This window comes from Sphingobacterium sp. CZ-2 (assembly GCF_004526235.1).
Classification (GTDB): Bacteria; Bacteroidota; Bacteroidia; order Sphingobacteriales; family Sphingobacteriaceae; genus Sphingobacterium; species Sphingobacterium tenebrionis.
In genome coordinates this window covers 3,307,767-3,326,074 of sequence record NZ_CP038159.1, presented here as the reverse complement: position 1 = coordinate 3,326,074, position 18,308 = coordinate 3,307,767, and the positions used below count along the sequence as shown (strand labels likewise).

The following is an 18,308-nucleotide window of genomic DNA, read 5'->3' as shown; positions in this document are numbered from 1 at the left end:
ACAGCTTATTTTGGACTGGGAATTGTTGGTAAATATTTGTTTTAAAATTCTTTTAAACAATTTGTTATTCAGTATTTTTGCCCACCAAATCAACAATGCAGAAAGGAAGAAAAAGGAATATTTTCGTAGCAGCAACCTATGCGGCAACCCTCTTGCTGGGATTAATCCTCGGTCAGAACTATTCTGACCAACAGGGATTCAATACCGGAGGTTCCTTGGTGCCCATTGGTCTGTCTGATAATTCCTATAAAATCCAACAAGTTGTCGACCTGATTTCCAGCCGCTATGTGGATAGCATCAACATGGATTCCGTCCAGAATGGTGCCATCAACCATATTATTTCCCACTTAGATCCTTATTCTGCCTTTTTATTGCCTGTGGAATCCAGGACCCAGACCGAAGTGCTCGAGGGTACTTTTGAAGGAATTGGGATGGAATATTTCAACCTCAACGATACCTTGATCGTCGTGGGGTTGATCACCAATGGTCCTGCTGACAAGGGAGGCTTTAAAATCGGGGATAAGATCCTCAAGATCGGTGAACGGAAGATCTCCGGAAATACCATTTCCAAGGAAGAGGTTGAAAAACTGATGCGTGGGAAGCGAGGCTCGGTGGTGGAGATGCATGTAGAGCGGGATTCTGTGCAATTACCATTGCCTTTAAAAGCCATAAGAGATCAGATCAATGTGAGTTCCCTGGATGTGGCCTATATGCTGCAACCTACGGTAGGCTTTATCCGCATCCGTAGATTCGGGTTGAAAACCGCTGATGAATTCAAAGAAGCGATTGTAGAACTTAAAAAACAAGGGGCGAAGAACCTGATTCTGGATCTAAGGGACAATGGGGGTGGTTATTTCCACATCGCCATCAAATTGGCAAGTGAATTCTTTGCCGATCAACGTCTGGTGGTTTTTACCGAAGGAGCACATGAAGCAAGGCGAGATTTTCTATCGGAAGCCAATGGAACCTATGCCCAGGGTAAACTGGTCGTGTTGGTCAATGAGCGCACCGCTTCTGCTTCAGAAGTCGTCGCTGGCGCTGTACAGGATTGGGATCGCGGTATTCTGATCGGTAGAAGGACCTTCGGAAAAGCAACCGTTCAGGAACTTTTTGATTTCTCCGATGGTTCGACCATTAATCTCAGTATCGCCCGGTATTATACCCCTCTTGGAAGAAGTATACAACGCAAGTATTCCCCGAACTGGTCTAACATGAAGGATTATCCGTCCATGTACCATGGCCTATGGTCCTTAGATACCACTTATGCCCATGCTAAGCCATATCAAACGGGCTTGGGAAAGAAATTATACAGTGGCGGAGGGATCATGCCGGATATCAAAGTCCCTGTCGATTCCAATGAAGTAAGCTTATTGTACCAGGAGCTGGTCAAATCCTCCCTGATCGAACAGTTTGTTTACAGCCGCTTCACAAGAAAACTGCCGGCCTATTCCATTGAGAATTTTCTACAAGGATATACCCTGCCTGCCACGGAATATAATAGTTTCATTCGTTTCTTAGCACAGAAAGGCCTGCGTTTGTCATCGGCCAAACAGAACGATCTCCACGATCTGATCCAAAGTGATATCGAAGCCCTATTGGGAAGGTATTATTTTGGTCGGGAAGCGTATTTTAAAGTGAAGAACAGATACGATAATTTTATCGAGTTGGCACTCAACCAAATTAACTAATCACAAGATTTATTAATTGATCTGTTGTAGGCTGAGGTCTGCAAATACCGGATAATGGTCGGACAATTTCTTTTTCAGGACCTGGTAATTGCTTACCGAAAAGCGCTTATCCGCAAAAATATAATCGATCTGTAAGATAGGTAGCATTTCAAAATGGGTCACGCCCCAGCCATTCCCTTTTTCCTGAAAGGCATTCTTCATGTTCTTGCCAATCAGGTTCACACTGTAGGACATCGGGGTATCATTGAAATCGCCCATCACGATCTTAGGGTGATGCGTTTCCTGCATATGTTCAGCTAAGGATTCCGCCTGATTGCTCCGCTGTTCGAAAGCCCATTTTAACTTCCGTCCAACCTGTTTCGTCTTCTGCTCCTCATTACCGGTGCTGCTCGGATTTTGAATAAATTCCTTATCCTCGCTCTGAAGCCCGAAAGACCGCAAGTGTACATTATAGACGCGGATGGTATCCAGGTTCTTCACGATATCCACATAGATCACCCGGTTAATGCCATATTCATTCTTCTTGATCAATCCGGAATTGATGATCGGATATTTGGAGAAAATGGCCTGTCCATAGGCGCTGTAATCATTTTGTTCCGATGGCGCAAAATAGAAGTTCTCAAAGTTGTTCTTTTTCTGTACGGTTTCCGTGAATTTCTTTTTCCCCCGGATGGTACTGCTGAATTCCTGTACACAAAGCACATCAGGATTGGCTTCCTGGATGATATCTACGAATTGATCCTTGGCCGGAACATCCGTTTTCTCCAAAGGCTGGAGCATATGCACATTATAGGTCATGACCCGAAGTGCCGAATCTGGTTTGTTTTCAACGACGGAATTAAAGGCCACATGTTTGGTCATCAGGTTCCAGCCCAATAGGATGGCGATCAAGGAAAACAGGGAATACTTGGCTTTTCTTAAGATCCAGTAGCATACAAAGCCGATATTGATCAATAGGATAGGGAGATAACCCAATCCGAGAAAGGCAATTGCCCAAAAAGACTTCGGATTGATGAAGGATGCCGAATAACACAATAGGAGAGTCCCGATAGCGATCAGGTTGGCAATCATAATGGTTTTACTGAAAAAACCTAAATTCTTCTTATTGATCAACATTAGTCTTGCTCTTCTCTACTTGCTTTAAACAGGATTTCTTTTTCCCGTGAAGATAGACTTTCATAGCCACTTTGTGAAATTTTATCCAAAATTTCATCAATTACATCCTGGTTAGGAAGGTCTGCCTTATAGCTTTTATAGGTAAGCGTTTTTGTTTCGGTATGTACGATGCGTAGGTTATTCTTTGGACGAGGTTTGAAGATCTTGCTCCAATCGTTTCCTTCCTGCAGCTGCTTCATGAACAATATCCCCCAAGCAATGCTCAACAGGTAGACGATCGCTCCAGCTCTATTCGCGAAAATGTAGAACAAGAACTCTAAACTCAGGAAGATAACAGCCAGCGTGACGAACTTGACCCGACCAAAGATAAAGAGCCTCAATTCCATTTTAGGGACCAATACCGTTAAGCTCGCCACCAGCGCGGCCAAACCCAGGGAACTGGTAAATAGATAAGATTGTGCGCCTTTGGTTAAGAAGTCGATCTGTCCAAGCGCAAGGAATAATAATCCTCCTACAAGGAAGCTACTTAAGTATAAGGTCAAGAACTGCCGTTTGTTCAAGAAGCTCATAAAGATATTACCCATCCAATAGAGCCATAAACAATCAAATACAATATTGAATAATCCAGTATAAAGGAATGGATAGGTGACTAATGACCAGGGTTGTTTTAGAAACTGGAAGAAATCCATGGGAAGTCCCAAATTGCTGACCGCCTTATCATACAATGGATAATTGATCACATTGATCTCTACCAAAAGGTCGCATAAGTGGATAATGATAAAGATAGCCGCCTGAATGGAAATGAAATAGGGGATAGGCGACCCTGTCTTGTAGGTCGTTCTAAAAAATTCCTTTAATCCATTCTCTTTTCTCATCGTTATATTAATACATATTCGGTCTTCGGATGTTCCAGGCTTTCAAAAGGATATATCCAAATAAAGCACCACCCACATGGGCCAAATGCGCAATGGATGATCCTCCGTGTGAAAATCCTAAATATATTTCAATCAGAATCAATCCCGGAATGAAATACTTCGCTTTCACAGGGATTGGAAAAAATATCAACATCAGTTCGGCATTCGGGAACAGGAATCCGAAAGCCAATAACAAGCCGTAAATTGCGCCGGATGCTCCTACCATCGGAGTAGAATAGATGTTTTGTAGCGTAGTGAGGTTCTCGCCAGAAACTTGGGAAAGTGCAGCCTCACTCAATTCATGCAAAGGCCGGATTGATCCCGTTATCTGGTATACCTCATACGCCTGTACCCCATATTGTAGGACCAATGCCCCCAATCCACAGATTAAATAGAAGTTCAGGAATCTTTTGGAACCCAAAACTCGTTCGATAGTGGCCCCGAACATCACCAATGCGAACATATTAAAGAATATATGCGCAAAGCCACCGTGCATAAACATGTAGGTGATGATCTGCCATACCTTAAACGCTGGAGAATCGGGATAGAAGATCCCAAATAAGCCATACATGGATGGAAGCAGCTGCGAAGCTATGAAGACCAGCACATTGATGATCAGTAGGTTCTTTGTTACTACGGGTAGATTGCCAAAAAGATTATTCATAAAGTTATATTATAGGCCTTTGCCAAAGCGTTCGGCTAATTCTTGTAATGTGATCGTAATAATAACCGGTTTCCCCGATAGGGATATGTTCGGCGATTCGCAGGCAAATAAACGGTCGATCAGATCTGCCATTTCCTCATTGTCCAATTTTGCGCCTTGCTTGATCGAGGCATTCTTGGCCAAACTCTTGGCCAGTTTTTCCCTTTTGCTCAATTTCAGGTCGCTCTGGTTTTTGAAATCCTCCAACAGCCGTTCGATGATCTGCCCTTCATTGATCTTTTCCAGATCTGCGGGGATGCCATCCACGATATAGGTTGTCTTCCCAAATGGCCTTAACTGGAATCCCAAAGCGGTGATCTCCGGTAGGATGTCCTGTACCAAAGCGAAATCTGCTGCTGCCAGATCGATGGTCTGTGGAAAAAGGCTTTGTTGACTTACCCCTTGGTTCTGCTGCAATTGTTGCTGGAACTGTTCAAATAGGATCCGCTCATGTGCAGCCTGTTGATCGATCAGCATAAATCCCGAATGGATCTGCGAAACAATATATCGGTTATGTATTTGAAAGAACTGTTTCTTCGGTTGGTCGGATGGTTGTATGATCGCCGACTCCGAACTGCTCTCCGCAGGGTGCAAGGTCAATTGCTCTGCTTCCTCGGTCTCTGTAATCTGATACAAAGTATCCCAATTTTGTGGGATACTGTTCTTTTTTTCCAATCGTTCAGGATAACTGTAGCTACGATTCGACTTTGGCGTCCCATCATCAAATGGATTGAAGTTGGGATTGAAGTTGATCGTAGGCACTTGGATTTCCTCCAAGGGCTTTGGCGTGATCAGGGAGTCAAATCCGGTCTCCTGCTCAAAGTCCAGCGATGGTGCAATGTTGAACCTACCCAAACTCCGTTTTACGGCCGAACGTAAAATCGCATAGATCGCTTTGTCATCCTCGTATTTGATCTCTGTTTTTGTAGGATGTACGTTGATATCGATCTTAGATGGGTCGATTTCAATGAACAGTACATACAACGGGTAGGTGTCTGCCGGAAGAATCTCTTCATAGGCATTCATCACCGCGTGGTTCAAATAGGGATCTTTGATAAAACGGTTGTTCACAAAGAAAAATTGCTCTCCTCTGGTCTTTTTCGCAAACTCCGGCTTCCCGATAAATCCCTTGATGTTCAGGATGCTCGTCGTTTCTTCTACAGGAACAAGTCTTTGGTTATAATTGTTTCCAAAGAGGTGTACAATTCGTTGTTTTAAGGATTCTTTTGGTAGATGGAAGAGTTCGTTCCCTTCGTTATGGAAGGAAAAGAATATCCCCGGATGGGCTAAGGCAATTCGTTGGAATTCATCAATGATGTGCCGTAGTTCCACCGCATTGCTCTTGAGGAAATTCCGGCGAGCCGGAATATTGTAGAACAGGTTTTTCACCTGGATGCTGGTACCATTGCTGACCTGGTCAGGATATTGTTGGATCACTTCCGATCCTTCGATCTCAATGACGGTTCCCAACTCATCCTCAACTCGTTTGGTTCGAAGTTCCACGTGGGCAATGGCGGCAATGGAGGCCATGGCTTCCCCACGAAAACCCATCGTACGGATCGCAAATAGATCCTCCGCTTTCCGGATCTTGGAGGTGGCATGCCTTTCAAAACATAATCGGGCATCCGTAACACTCATTCCACAGCCATTGTCTATGACTTGGATCAGGGTCTTTCCGGCATCTTTAATAATAAGTTTTATATGATCAGCTCCCGCATCTATCGCATTCTCCATCAATTCCTTAATTGCAGAGGCTGGTCGCTGTACAACCTCTCCTGCTGCAATCTGATTGGCCACTGAATCGGGGAGCAACTGAATAATATCCGACATAATCTACAAAGGTACAAAAAAACGGTTATAGGGACGGATGAAAAGAGGCAGGAAAATACGGCATTGGAAAGGTCTTCCGTCATTGCGAGGAGGCTTTGCGTCATTGCGAGGAGGCCCTTCCGTCATTGCGAGGAGGCACGACGAAGCAATCTTTCGCCATGTCATGGTGAGCGTAGTCGAACCATCTGTTCGTATGCAACCGTACAGATCCTTCGACTACGCTCAGGATGACATCCTTAAAGATTGCTTCGTGCCTCGCAATGACGCGGTAAAGATTGCTTCGTGCCTCGCAATGACGGTAAGTCTACACCAATGCCTATGAAGAAATATCCGCCTTCGCTACAGCCCCATTCTCAGCCCCTTTCACATCCACATTCACAGCCCCAATCTCAACCCTTTCCACAATCCTATCCACAATCTCCAGCGCCTTATCCAAATCCTCCTTCGTAGCAGTAAGATGCGGTCTGAAACGGATACTCACCTCCCCACATCCCAAAATCAACATCTGCTCCTTCATCGCTTCTTCCACAAACTTATCCCGGAACTCCACCGATGGCAAATCAAAAGCACACAACAATCCTTTCCCCCTCACATTCGTGATCTCCTCATGTTTCTCCGCAAGATCCGATAATCTCCCCTGCAAATATTCCCCTAAAGTTGCTGCTTTCTCCACCAAATTTTCCTTTTCAATAATCTCCAAGATCAACTTAAACCTCACCATATCCACTAAATTCCCGCCAAAGGTAGAATTGATCCGACTGGACTCCTTAAATACATGATGCTCTACCCGATCAAATTTCTCCCTATTGGCTAAAATTCCACAAACCTGGGTCTTCTTTCCAAAAGAGATCACATCCGGCGTAATCCCATAATGCTGGTAACACCACATCTTTCCGGTCATCGCAATACCCGTCTGCACCTCATCCAAAATCAGGATGATATCGTGCTCATCACAGATCCTACGCAATTCCTGGAAGAACTCTTTCCGGAAATGGTTATCACCACCTTCCGCTTGAATAGGCTCCAAAATCAAACAAGCAATATCATTCGGATTATTCTTGATCGCAGATTCAATTTCTTCGATGGCTTTTTTCTCCAATTCGATGGTTTCATTGATCGATTCCTCCGTCAATGGGAAAGAAAGCTTCGGATTACTGATCCTTGGCCAATCAAATTTTGGGAAATACATGTATTTCCTAGGGTCTTTTGTATTCGTCAGAGAAAGAGTATAGCCCGTTCTTCCATGGAAAGCCTGCTTGAAATGGATTACCTGACTGGCTTCCACTTCAATACCCTTGCTCATATTCAACCGCGTCTTCCAGTCGAATGCAGCCTTCAGGGCATTTTCCACCGCCAAACCGCCACCGTCAATAAAAAAGCAGTAACTCAATTCCTGTGGGATCCCCACACGTTCGAACGTGTCCACAAAATCCGCATATTCCCTTGGGTAGATATCCGAAAGGGCCAATTTATTGATGGATGCATCTTTTAATTGTTCCGCATGCGCCAAAATATGGGGATGGTTATAGCCCACTGGCGATGATGCGAACATACTGAACATATCCAGGTATTCTTTGCCATCCACGTCTACAATATAGGAACCGTGTGATTTTTCCAGATCGATGACCACTGGTAGGCCATCGGCCAAAATATGCTTTGCTAATCGTTGATGTGTTTCTCTCATAATCAATTTTATAAATCAAATTTGATACCTTGTGCTAAAGGTAAATTGGTTGTATAATTAATGGTATTGGTTTGTCTGCGCATGTAAACTTTCCAAGCATCGGAGCCGGACTCGCGACCACCACCTGTTTCTTTCTCGCCACCGAAGGCACCGCCGATCTCCGCACCGGAAGTTCCAATATTCACATTGGCTATCCCACAGTCTGAACCGTTCTGGCTCAGGAACATTTCTGCTTCCCGAAGGCTATTAGTCATGAGGGCTGAAGATAAACCTTGTCTTACATCGTTCTGGATGGCGATCGCCTGATCCACTTCGCCTGTATATTTAATCAGATATAGGATAGGAGCAAAGGTCTCATGCTGCACAATTTCATAATTGTTCTCCACTTCGGCAATCACTGGCGTCACATAACAACCGCTCTCATAACCCTTACCTTTCAACACCTCTGCCTTGGTTAACAATTTACCACCCTCCGCTTTGATTTTTTCCACAGCAGATAGGTACATGTCTACGGCATCCGTATCGATCAAAGGTCCCATATGGTTATTGCTATCCAATGGATCGCCGATCTTGATCTGTTTGTACGCATCTACCAGGGATTTCTTCACCTTATCATAGATGCTTTCATGGATGATCAGTCGGCGGGTACTCGTACAACGTTGTCCCGCTGTTCCAACAGCACCGAATACCGCCCCAATGATGGTCATTTTAAGATCGGCACTCGGAGAAACGATAATCGCATTGTTCCCGCCCAATTCTAGTAGCGATCTGCCCAGACGTTGGGCTACGGTTGTCGCAACGATCTTACCCATACGGGTGGAACCTGTAGCCGAAATCAAGGGGATTCTTTCGTCTTCCGAAAGCCATTGTCCTACTTCAGCTCCTCCAGTGATCACGGAAGATATTCCTTCCGGCATTTTGTTCTCCTTCAGGATAGTTGCCAGGATCTTTTGGCAGGCCAAGGCGCATAAAGGTGTTTTTTCACTTCCTTTCCATACGATCACATCGCCACAGACTAAGGCCAATGCCGCATTCCAAGACCATACCGCTACGGGGAAGTTGAAGGCAGAAATAATACCTACGATGCCCAATGGATGGTATTGGTCGTACATCCGATGACCTGGTCGCTCAGAATGAATCGTATTTCCATAAAGCTGTCTGGAAAGTCCAACGGCAAAATCGCAGATGTCAATCATCTCCTGAACCTCACCCAAACCTTCCTGGTAGGATTTTCCCATTTCGTAGGATACCAATTTCCCCAGTACCGGTTTTAATTCACGAAGTTTTTCGCCCAATTGACGAACCATCTCCCCACGCTTTGGCGCAGGGATATCACGCCAGATCAGTTTGGCTTTCTCCGCTTCCTGTATTACTTTATCGTATTCTTTTTTTGTTGTGCTTTGTACTTTACCAATCAATTTTCCGTTGGTAGGAGAGTAGGAACTAATGGTTTCACCCTTTGAAAACCACTTACTTCCGGTTGATGTTCCTAAATTCTCATCGGCTAAGCCTAACGCTTTTAATTCTTTTGATGTCATAATATGGTTTATATTATTCGAAATTTATATAAATATAAAGAATATATTTTGTTATTTCATAGGCATATCTGAATATTTATTGTTGCATCATATTTTCTAAGGAATATATTTCTTACTTTAGGATGTTAAAATATAAACCAATATGGACTACTACCTTCTCCACGAATTGCTCAGTCCGGAGCAACAACTGATCCGCGATAGTATACGGGGATTTGTGAAATCAGAAATCATACCTGTTATTGATCAATACGCCCAAGACCATCAGGAAGTCCCTGACTTAATGAAAAAATTAGGTTCATTGGGTGCATTGGGGCCTTTTATCCCGGAAGAATACGGCGGTGCCGGTCTTGATCAGATTTCTTATGGACTGATCATGCAGGAATTGGAGTTCGGCGATTCGGCCATCCGTTCGGCAGCTTCCGTACAGTCTTCTTTAGTGATGTTCCCCATCTATACCTTCGGTTCGGAAGAACAGAAAAGGAAATACCTGCCGAAATTGGCTACAGGCGAATGGATCGGGTCCTTTGGGCTGACAGAACCTAACCACGGTTCCGATCCTGCGGGGATGGAAACCAGGCTGACAAAAGACGGTGATGGCTATAGGCTTTCGGGTTCCAAGATGTGGATCACCAATTCGCCGGTTTGCGATCTGGCGGTTGTCTGGGCTCGGGATGAGGAGCAGAAGGTGCGCGGGGTGATTGTAGAGCGGGGAATGGAAGGATTCAGTACCCCGGAGACTTTACATAAATGGTCCCTGCGGGCTTCTAGGACTGGAGAGCTGGTTTTTGATCAGGTGTTCATCCCACAGGAGAATCTCCTACCGGAGGTCAGTAGCATGAAAGGACCGCTGTCCTGCCTGAATTCTGCTCGATATGGTATTTCATGGGGCGCTATTGGTGCTGCGGTCGACTGTTATGAAACGGCGCTTCGCTATGCCAAGGAAAGGGAGCAGTTTGGAAAACCCATTGCTTCTTTTCAACTCCAACAAAAGAAACTGGCCGAAATGGCAACAGAAATCACCAAAGGGCAATTGCTATCTTGGCGATTGGGGCAGTTGAAATCCGAAAACCGGGCTACGCCTGCGCAGATCTCCATGGCCAAAAGGAACAATGTACACATGGCCTTGCAGGTGGCGCGCGAAGCCAGACAGATCCTCGGCGCAATGGGTATTGTGGGTGATTTCCCGATCATGAGGCATATGATGAACCTGGAATCCGTGATTACCTATGAAGGGACTCATGATGTGCACCTGTTGATAACCGGTCAGGATATCACCGGCATTAATGCTTTCTGATCCATTGAGATCACAAGTATTAATGCTTTCTGATCCATTGGGTGTGATGAGATTTCAGCGTGCTTTTATCCGCAGGCATAACGGTCAGGCGAATTGTTCCTTGCGATTTGCCTGATTGCTCAGATAGCAGGAGGTCGCCATTGGGTGCTACACTGTACTTGAATTCAAATCCCTTTTCTCCGGATTTAGAAATGATCTTGAGCAGCTGTTTCTTGGTGTCCAGTATTTTCTCATATTGTTCTGATTTTCCATTCTCGTATTTGATCATGAAATATTGATCGCTCATAAAGATGAAGGCTTCCCAATAGCTAGGCATGTTCATGCTTTCCCGTATGGCGGCTTGGTCATTGTTTATATGATAGTAACCATATAATGGGCTGTTTTCATCAAATATGTTCTCGTAATGTTTTTTGGTTTTAATAATGGTGTTTATGTTCATGGATATGGTCCCTATAATAAGGAGGTATTTGAACACTTGTAAGGCTGTTCTAATTTTTTTGCTTTTAATATAGGTGAATAGGCTTGGACTGGGGCTCAATTGCGATTTTTTTTGGAGAACAAAAAAATCGTAGAAATTTTTCAATTGAGGCAGCAGGAGATAGAAGGTGAGTAGAACCAAAGCCGTGGAAAGTATTTTCACACTGACATCATAGCTGTAGTTGATCATCATGATATTGATGGAAGCCGCAAAGCCGATCAAGGCGCCTAAGGTTGCCGTTCTTCGGAACAACAAGAGGATGGCCATGATCTCTACGATCCCAACAAAAATATTGTAGCTGTAGGAGTATCCGAAAAATGCCCAGGTAAGGCCCATAGGGGATAGGTCACCTAATTTCGTGTTCAGGGTGAGGATATTTGGAAAGGGGAATTGGGTTTTGAATAGTTTGATCAGTCCGTAATTGATGAGCATGAGACCCACATAATATCGGATCATGGTATGTAATAGGCTATTTGCCTTGGCTAATCTTGTCTCTTGGTTTGATTTGTTTTTTCTGGGGATTATCCAATAGATAACCGCTCCTAGGAGACTCAGTAAAAACACGAATCCTATAATGAACCAGAAATAGAGGTGGTCGCCCGATCCTCTCCCAATTAATTCTATATTTCCTGCATCATGGAATATGGATTTTATCCAGTCGAAACGCATCAGCCAGGTGAATAGTTGGAGGAATATTTTATTGACCCATTGCAAGAATGGAAATGTGGAATTGTTGTAAGTGATGATAAAGGATACTGTGAATAGGAATAGGAACCAGAATAAAATGGGATTTTTTGGAATGCGTAGGGAATGGTTGGGCTCCGTAAGTGGTTGGTTGTTGTTTTCCTGTTTCATTATATTGGTTGGGTGTAAATAATAAAGGATGGTTATAAGTATTGTAGGTTAGTTATAAATAATGAAAGATCATTTGTATAAAACTAAGTAAAACCTATCCTCTATGGAAGCAGGGGTGCGAAGGTTTAAGATTATTTAACAGCTTTGATCCGATCCCCCGTCATCGCAAGTAGGTAAAGTCACGTCATTACGAGGAGGTAAATTCACGTCATTGCGAGGAGGTACGACGAAGCAATCTTTGGATATGCGGCGCCCCATGTCATCCTGAGCATCGCCGAAGGATCTGTACGTGTACCACATGTTGATGCTTCGACTCCGCTCAGCATGACATGGCGGGAAGATTGCTTCGTTCCTCGCAATGACGCAGAGGCCCCCATATTGCCTTCGCTGCAAAACCATGGTGAAAGCAATGCTAAAGTATGCTTTTCCTATGGTCAACATCCATTTTCGTGCTTTTTCCCTGCTTCCACCCTGCTTCAGATACGCACCAGGTGGGTTCCGGAGCAAAATATGTTTGCCTATCAGCAGGCCAACATAGATAAATGGGATAAAATCCCTCCGGGATAGACCTATCCTGCACCCCCGGACACAAATTTATCCACCATTGCCACAGCGCTTTACATGGAAACCGTAAAAAATGTTCCCCGGGGGTCTTGGAAATATGGATGGGAAGTCCCTATCTTTGCACCACTCCGCAAGGGAGGGACGGCCGATGCTTCTCCGTGGCCCATCGTTCCAGATCGTTTCCCGTCTCGCTGTAGATCTGCATCCAGGTATAGTCCGTGATCCCGGGCAATATGGTGGCATCCCTGCCCTGGAAGAGGTCCAGCAGATGGGCGCCAAGGTCCCTGATGTCCGGCCTGTTGTGCCGTATCGGTTTCCTGGGCCCTGACTGGGTCCCTTTGCCGCCATCGCCGCCCTTCTGCAGCAGGGCTTCCAGCTTATGGTCACATTCGGCAATCTGCTTCATGTAGAACAGATAGGCCTCATGGGCGATCCTTAGGGCGAACACACCCCTTTCTGTATAGAAACCCTCCAGGGCGGCAAGGATCTCCTGGGACTTGGTCCTGCGCAGCCTGGTATGGCACAGGGACAGCAGGACACCAGGATCGCGCTCGCCCGACAGGATGGCACCGATGACGGCCATACCGCTTGCTCCATGGATCTGGCTCAGTACCTCGGGAAGCCTGATGTTCATTTCCACCAGGGCCTTCTGCATGTGGTTGACATGCATGGCGGCGTTCCGCAGCAGGTCCTCCCTCAGCCTCAGGTAGCTGCGGATCTCCTTTTGGTCCCCTTCGGCCACAAAGCAGCGGTTCAGCAGTCCATAGCTGTGCAGCTGCTGGATCCATTGGCAGTCCTTTACATCGGTCTTCCGTCCGGGGACCTGTTTGGTCTGGCGGCCGTCGACCAGCCAGACGTCAAGCCCTCCGGCGTGGAGGATATCGTAAAGGATGAACCAATAGGAACCCGTGGCCTCCATCGCAACGGTGTCCACACCATGGGAGAGCAGATAGTCCAGGGCTTCGCGAAAGTTACGGGTAAAAGTGGCGAAGGAAACGACCTCCTGCCCCTGGACGGAGATGAAGATTCTGCGTGAACCGATATCGATCCCCGCAGCATGATCGTGAATGATTTTCATGGCACATCAATTAAAATGTGAAACCATTAAGCCCATAGAGGAAAAATAAACGGCAGGCTACCATACGGACAATCTAAAAGATGTACCAAACTCCAATGCCTCAATCTATGGAACCAAGCTCAGGGACAGGCAAGATGCACTATACGATAGTCCGGTCAAACTGCAGAATGGTCAATGAACTAAGTTACTAAATGTCATCACCTTCCGATAAATTTAGTTCAAATTTTTAATTCTCAGGATGACAAAAGGACTTCGCTCAGGATGACATGGGGCGACCATATCCAAAGATTGCTTCGTCGTGCCTCCTCGCAATGACGGATGTGTAGTGCCTCCTCGCAATGACGGGGCTTACTTGAAAATAATAATTACAGGGAGTAACCCAAAATAAAAACAAACTTGTCATTCTGCTTTTAAAACAGCAAATTTATATTCAAATAAACGCAGAAGATGAATTTATACAGTATCGATACCGGGTTTTTCAAATTGGATGGTGGGGCGATGTTTGGTGTAGTACCGAAATCTTTATGGCAGAGGACTAATCCTGCAGATGCTAACAACCTATGTACTTGGGCAACTCGATTGCTCCTAATAGAACAAGGAAGCCGATTAACCTTGGTAGATACTGGTCTTGGGGATAAACAGGACGATAAATTCTTTTCCCATTATTACCTTCATGGAAATGATACCTTGGATGGATCCCTAAAGAAACACGGTTTCCATCGGGATGATATTACCGATGTAATTCTTACCCATCTTCATTTCGACCATTGTGGGGGTGCGATAATCCGCGAAGGAGACCTCTTGTCCCCTGCTTTTAAGAATGGTGAATTTTGGTCAAATGAAAAACATTGGGATTGGGCAGTCAATCCTAATCCAAGGGAAAAGGCATCCTTCTTGAAAGAAAATATCCTACCCATCTCGGAGAGTGGGCAATTGAAATTTATTGATGAAAATAACCCTGTTTACGACAGCGACATCTTCATGAGATTTGCCAATGGCCATACCGAAGCCATGATGTTGCCGCAGATGAAATATAAGGATAAGACCATTCTGTACATGGCCGATCTTCTTCCATCGGTTGGTCATATTCCAATTCCTTATGTTATGGGCTATGATGTACGACCTTTGGTAACCATGCAGGAAAGACAGGATTATTGGAAAGAAATTGTGGATAATGAATACATCCTATTTCTGGAACATGATGCTGAACATGAATGCTGTACGCTACAATATACTGAAAAAGGAATTCGTTTAAAGGACACTTTCAAATTAAGTGATATTTAACATCTTATGTCCATCGACTTAAAGAAAAGGTTCGACCGTATTGTTGAAATTCTAATTCAATTACAGTCCAAGAGAATCGTAAAGGCGCAAGATTTGGCGGATCGATTTGAGGTAAGCTTACGAACCATTTATCGGGATATGAAGAGTTTAGAACAAGCTGGAGTCCCGATCATTGGCGAGGCTGGAACCGGCTATTCCATCATGAATGGCTATAACCTCCCGCCAGTCAGTTTCAATAAAGAAGAAGCTTTAAGTTTTGTGGCTACCGAGAAATTGGCGGAGAAATTCTTTGATAATAGTACGAGTAGGCATTATGGCTTTGCGATGATGAAAATAAAAGCCATTTTAAAATCACATGACCAAGAAATGTTGGAGCATATGCAGGGGCAGATCATCATGAAAAAACAGGATAATCCCATTTTTTCCAATCATGCTCCGCAACTTTTAAATGCGACCCTGACTTCGATTGCCCAGAAAAGACAGCTCCGAATACTATACCAAGGCATAAAAGATGATCAAGCCCACGATAGAACTATAGAACCTTTAGGGGTTCTTCATGAAATTGGCTATTGGTATATTATTGCTTATTGTTTAGTCCGCAAGGATTATAGACAATTCCGCAGTGACCGGGTTATGGAAGTTAATTTGTTGGAATCTGATTTTTCCAAAGAGCACCTAAGTATGGAAGAGTATATAGCCCTGAATCCACCTACGACCTATGAAAGATCAAAAGTTCGGATTAAAGTAAGCAAAGAAATGGCACCACATGTCAGATGGCAAAGAAACCATTATGGCTATATTTCGGAAGAAAAGAAGGATGATCATTTTATCATGCAGTTCGATTGCAGGGATATTGAACACGAGTTTCCTCGTTGGTTATTGATGTTTGCCGATCATATCGAGGTGTTAGAACCAGCCATATTAAAAAGCAGGATGATGGAAATCATCCAAGACATTAATCTGAAATTCCGTTAGACCTTTCCTTTTATCCAGCTATCATACGGATGCTCCCATCCTTTTCTATAGGTTCTTTTCAATTTTTTGGTAGCCTCTGGATCATTTACGATTTTTTTCTTTATTGGGTCATATATAAGTGGTCTATTGAGTTCCATGGAAATATTGGCAAGGATACAGGATGCGGAGGATATATGTCCTTCTTCGATATCGGCAACAGGTAAATGATCTTTTTCGATAGCGGTCAATAGGTTCATCATTTGTCCTCTAGTAGCAGGTGCTGCATTTAATTCAATACGGGGTTCTTTAAGGTCTTCTGGGAATTTTTCCCTTTCGAACAACACCTCTCTTAAAATACGCTCACCTTTCCCATGGGGTATGAATTCGTATTTCATGGTATTTCCTTTTAATGTTCCCTTATCTCCATAAATGATAAAAGACCAAGGATAGGCGGGATCGGCAGGAGCTCCCCAAGTTCGATGGTTCCAAACACAATTTAAATCATCATATTCAAATATGGCCGTTTGGGTGTCTGCAATGTTTGATTTTGCATCTTTTTGCACATATATTCCACCCGTTGCCGAAATACGTTTTGGCCAACCCAACTTTAACATCCAACGCACGGTATCAAACATGTGCACACACATATCCCCGGTTATTCCATTACCATATTCCATAAATGCCCGCCACCAGCTGCCATGTGGCAAGCCATCGTAAGGTCTTAAAGGTGCTGGACCTGTCCATAAATCATAATTCAAAAAGGACGGAACGGGTTGTTCTGGAGGATTGGCATTGCTCTTCATATGAAAATAACAGCACATTTCGACGTGGGAAATTTTACCTAGCAAACCTTTTTCGATAATATTTTCCTTAGCATCGATCATATGGGCAGTACTTCTTCTCTGGGTACCGATCTGTATTTTACGTTTATACTTTCGCGCAGCCGCTAAAACAGCTTCTCCTTCCAGCACATCCACACTTACCGGCTTTTGCAGATAAACATGAGCACCATTTTTTATCGCTGCTATAGCCATCAAAGCGTGCCAATGATCTGGAGTACCTATGATCACGATGTCCAATTTATGCTCTGCCAATAATTTCCGATAGTCTTCATAAAGTGCGGGTGTTTTCTGGGATTTTTGTTTTCCAGCGACTAATCTTCCAGCCTCCTCCAAATGGTTTTTGTCCACATCACATAAAGCTACCACCTCTACATCGGCCACCTGTAATAATCTAAACAGATCGCTTTTTCCATACCAGCCTGTCCCAATCAAAGCCACTTTTTTACCAGCTGCTTTTTCCAATCCAAAAACATCTTGAACAAAAGCTGCCAAGGATAATAATGCAGCTGTACCTGTAATAAATTCCCTGCGGTTGAGGTTCATAGCGTTAGGTTTAGGTTTATAATACAACAAGATAACAAGAAGCTTGCTAAAAACAAAAAAGACCAATGATGGACATTGATCTTTTTATTACCTAATAAATAGGAATATTTATAATGGATTGGTTAAGTACTTGCTATAATACGAAGATAAAGCATAGTAGAAAACAATCCTTACGGTTAACCGTAATTATAGGCGTTTTTATCGAAATAAAATTTACAGTCAGGGTGAGTTCTTAAAATTGTAGATGGCCAATTAATGGAAATCTCACCATGAAGGGTTTGATAAACAGCCTCGGCCTTATGTTGACCCGAAACAATACAGAACAAATGTTTACCACTCATAATAGTAGGAATTGTGAGTGTCAATGCCTGTGAAGGGACCTCATCTATAGTAAGAAAGCATTTGTCGTTCACCTGTTGCTGCCTACAAACCTGATCCAATTCCACCTGTTTAATAACAGCAGAATCCTCAAAATCAGCCACTGGAGGATCATTAAATGCGATATGCCCATTCTGTCCGATCCCTAAGATAATAATATCGATAACCGCGTTATGGATAAGATTGGTCATTCGTTTGATTTCATTATCAACCGAGTTTTTAGGATCAATCAGATGAAGTTTCTTTACCTTGACCTTGTTAAATATGCGCCCCATTAAATAATTTGAAAACAATTGTTCCGCATCATCTGATAATCCAATATATTCATCCATGTTAAAAGCGATTATCTTTTCCCAAGGGATTTTGGTGGAATTGACCAGGTAATCCAAGGTTTCATTTTGGGAGGGTGCAGCAGCAAAAATGATCCTTACTTCTTCCTGAACTTTCAATAAGTCCGTAATCTGCATTTCAATAGCTTTACCCGCGGCTAATCCTGCAGCTTCTTTCGTTTCAAAAACTGCCATCATTTTTTCATTTACATCCATGTTCTATTAAAAAGGGTTAG

14 protein-coding genes are annotated in these 18,308 nt (G+C 43.9%); 4 read left to right on the top strand and 10 right to left on the bottom strand.

The window, feature by feature from the left end; translation table 11 throughout:
- The first annotated feature begins 95 nt into the window (after positions 1-95).
- A complete protein-coding gene (locus E3D81_RS14545; RefSeq protein ID WP_134777961.1) occupies positions 96-1,688 on the top strand; it encodes a S41 family peptidase in 1,593 nt (530 codons plus the stop codon).
- A gap of 12 nt (positions 1,689-1,700) precedes the next feature.
- On the opposite strand, the gene E3D81_RS14540 is transcribed toward E3D81_RS14545, so the two are convergent.
- The 6 genes from E3D81_RS14540 to E3D81_RS14515 all read right to left on the bottom strand — a co-directional run bounded on the left by E3D81_RS14540 (position 1,701) and on the right by E3D81_RS14515 (position 9,473).
- Positions 1,701-2,804: an endonuclease/exonuclease/phosphatase family protein gene (locus tag E3D81_RS14540; RefSeq protein WP_134777960.1), complete on the bottom strand. Its 1,104-nt coding sequence runs from the start codon at positions 2,802-2,804 to the stop codon at positions 1,701-1,703.
- A complete protein-coding gene (locus tag E3D81_RS14535; RefSeq protein WP_134777959.1) occupies positions 2,804-3,679 on the bottom strand; it encodes a rhomboid family intramembrane serine protease in 876 nt (291 codons plus the stop codon). The genes E3D81_RS14540 and E3D81_RS14535 overlap by 1 nt, the downstream gene beginning before the upstream one ends.
- Positions 3,680-3,686: 7 nt before the next feature.
- Positions 3,687-4,382, bottom strand: a complete 696-nt coding sequence (locus tag E3D81_RS14530) for a rhomboid family intramembrane serine protease (RefSeq protein ID WP_134777958.1) — start codon at positions 4,380-4,382, stop codon at positions 3,687-3,689.
- Positions 4,383-4,391: 9 nt separating this feature from the next.
- Complete coding sequence (gene mutL, locus E3D81_RS14525) at positions 4,392-6,251, bottom strand: DNA mismatch repair endonuclease MutL (RefSeq protein WP_134777957.1); 1,860 nt, start codon at positions 6,249-6,251, stop codon at positions 4,392-4,394.
- A 316-nt stretch (positions 6,252-6,567) separates the two neighbouring features.
- Positions 6,568-7,935, bottom strand: a complete 1,368-nt coding sequence (gene lat, locus E3D81_RS14520) for an L-lysine 6-transaminase (RefSeq protein WP_134777956.1) — start codon at positions 7,933-7,935, stop codon at positions 6,568-6,570.
- Positions 7,936-7,943: 8 nt separating this feature from the next.
- Positions 7,944-9,473: an aldehyde dehydrogenase family protein gene (locus tag E3D81_RS14515; RefSeq protein ID WP_134777955.1), complete on the bottom strand. Its 1,530-nt coding sequence runs from the start codon at positions 9,471-9,473 to the stop codon at positions 7,944-7,946.
- 142 nt (positions 9,474-9,615) lie between these two features.
- On the opposite strand from E3D81_RS14515, the gene E3D81_RS14510 reads away from it, so the two are divergent.
- Positions 9,616-10,767, top strand: a complete 1,152-nt coding sequence (locus tag E3D81_RS14510; RefSeq protein ID WP_134777954.1) for an acyl-CoA dehydrogenase family protein — start codon at positions 9,616-9,618, stop codon at positions 10,765-10,767.
- A 19-nt stretch (positions 10,768-10,786) separates the two neighbouring features.
- Here E3D81_RS14510 and E3D81_RS14505 read toward each other — a convergent pair whose 3' ends face one another.
- Together E3D81_RS14505 and E3D81_RS14500 are read right to left on the bottom strand one after the other, a co-directional pair.
- Positions 10,787-12,100 carry a hypothetical protein gene (locus E3D81_RS14505; RefSeq protein ID WP_134777953.1) on the bottom strand — a complete coding sequence of 438 codons (1,314 nt, stop codon included), beginning with the start codon at positions 12,098-12,100 and terminating at the stop codon, positions 10,787-10,789.
- A 676-nt stretch (positions 12,101-12,776) separates the two neighbouring features.
- Positions 12,777-13,742, bottom strand: coding sequence for an IS110 family transposase (locus E3D81_RS14500; RefSeq protein ID WP_134777952.1), 966 nt, complete (start codon positions 13,740-13,742; stop codon positions 12,777-12,779).
- A gap of 447 nt (positions 13,743-14,189) precedes the next feature.
- Here E3D81_RS14500 and E3D81_RS14495 point away from each other — a divergent pair, with 447 nt between their 5' ends.
- Both E3D81_RS14495 and E3D81_RS14490 read left to right on the top strand, forming a co-directional pair.
- Positions 14,190-15,026, top strand: coding sequence for an MBL fold metallo-hydrolase (locus E3D81_RS14495; protein WP_134777951.1), 837 nt, complete (start codon positions 14,190-14,192; stop codon positions 15,024-15,026).
- 6 nt (positions 15,027-15,032) lie between these two features.
- Positions 15,033-16,001, top strand: coding sequence for a helix-turn-helix transcriptional regulator (locus tag E3D81_RS14490; RefSeq protein WP_134777950.1), 969 nt, complete (start codon positions 15,033-15,035; stop codon positions 15,999-16,001).
- Here the strand turns inward: E3D81_RS14490 and E3D81_RS14485 are convergent.
- Both E3D81_RS14485 and E3D81_RS14480 read right to left on the bottom strand, forming a co-directional pair.
- Positions 15,998-17,365 (bottom strand): Gfo/Idh/MocA family protein, encoded by a 1,368-nt coding sequence (locus tag E3D81_RS14485; protein WP_134777949.1) that lies wholly within the window; start codon positions 17,363-17,365, stop codon positions 15,998-16,000. The genes E3D81_RS14490 and E3D81_RS14485 overlap by 4 nt on opposite strands.
- Positions 17,366-17,541: 176 nt before the next feature.
- On the bottom strand, positions 17,542-18,288 hold the full coding sequence (locus E3D81_RS14480) for a 6-phosphogluconolactonase (RefSeq protein WP_134777948.1): 747 nt from the start codon (positions 18,286-18,288) through the stop codon (positions 17,542-17,544).
- Between the last annotated feature and the right edge of the window lie 20 nt (positions 18,289-18,308).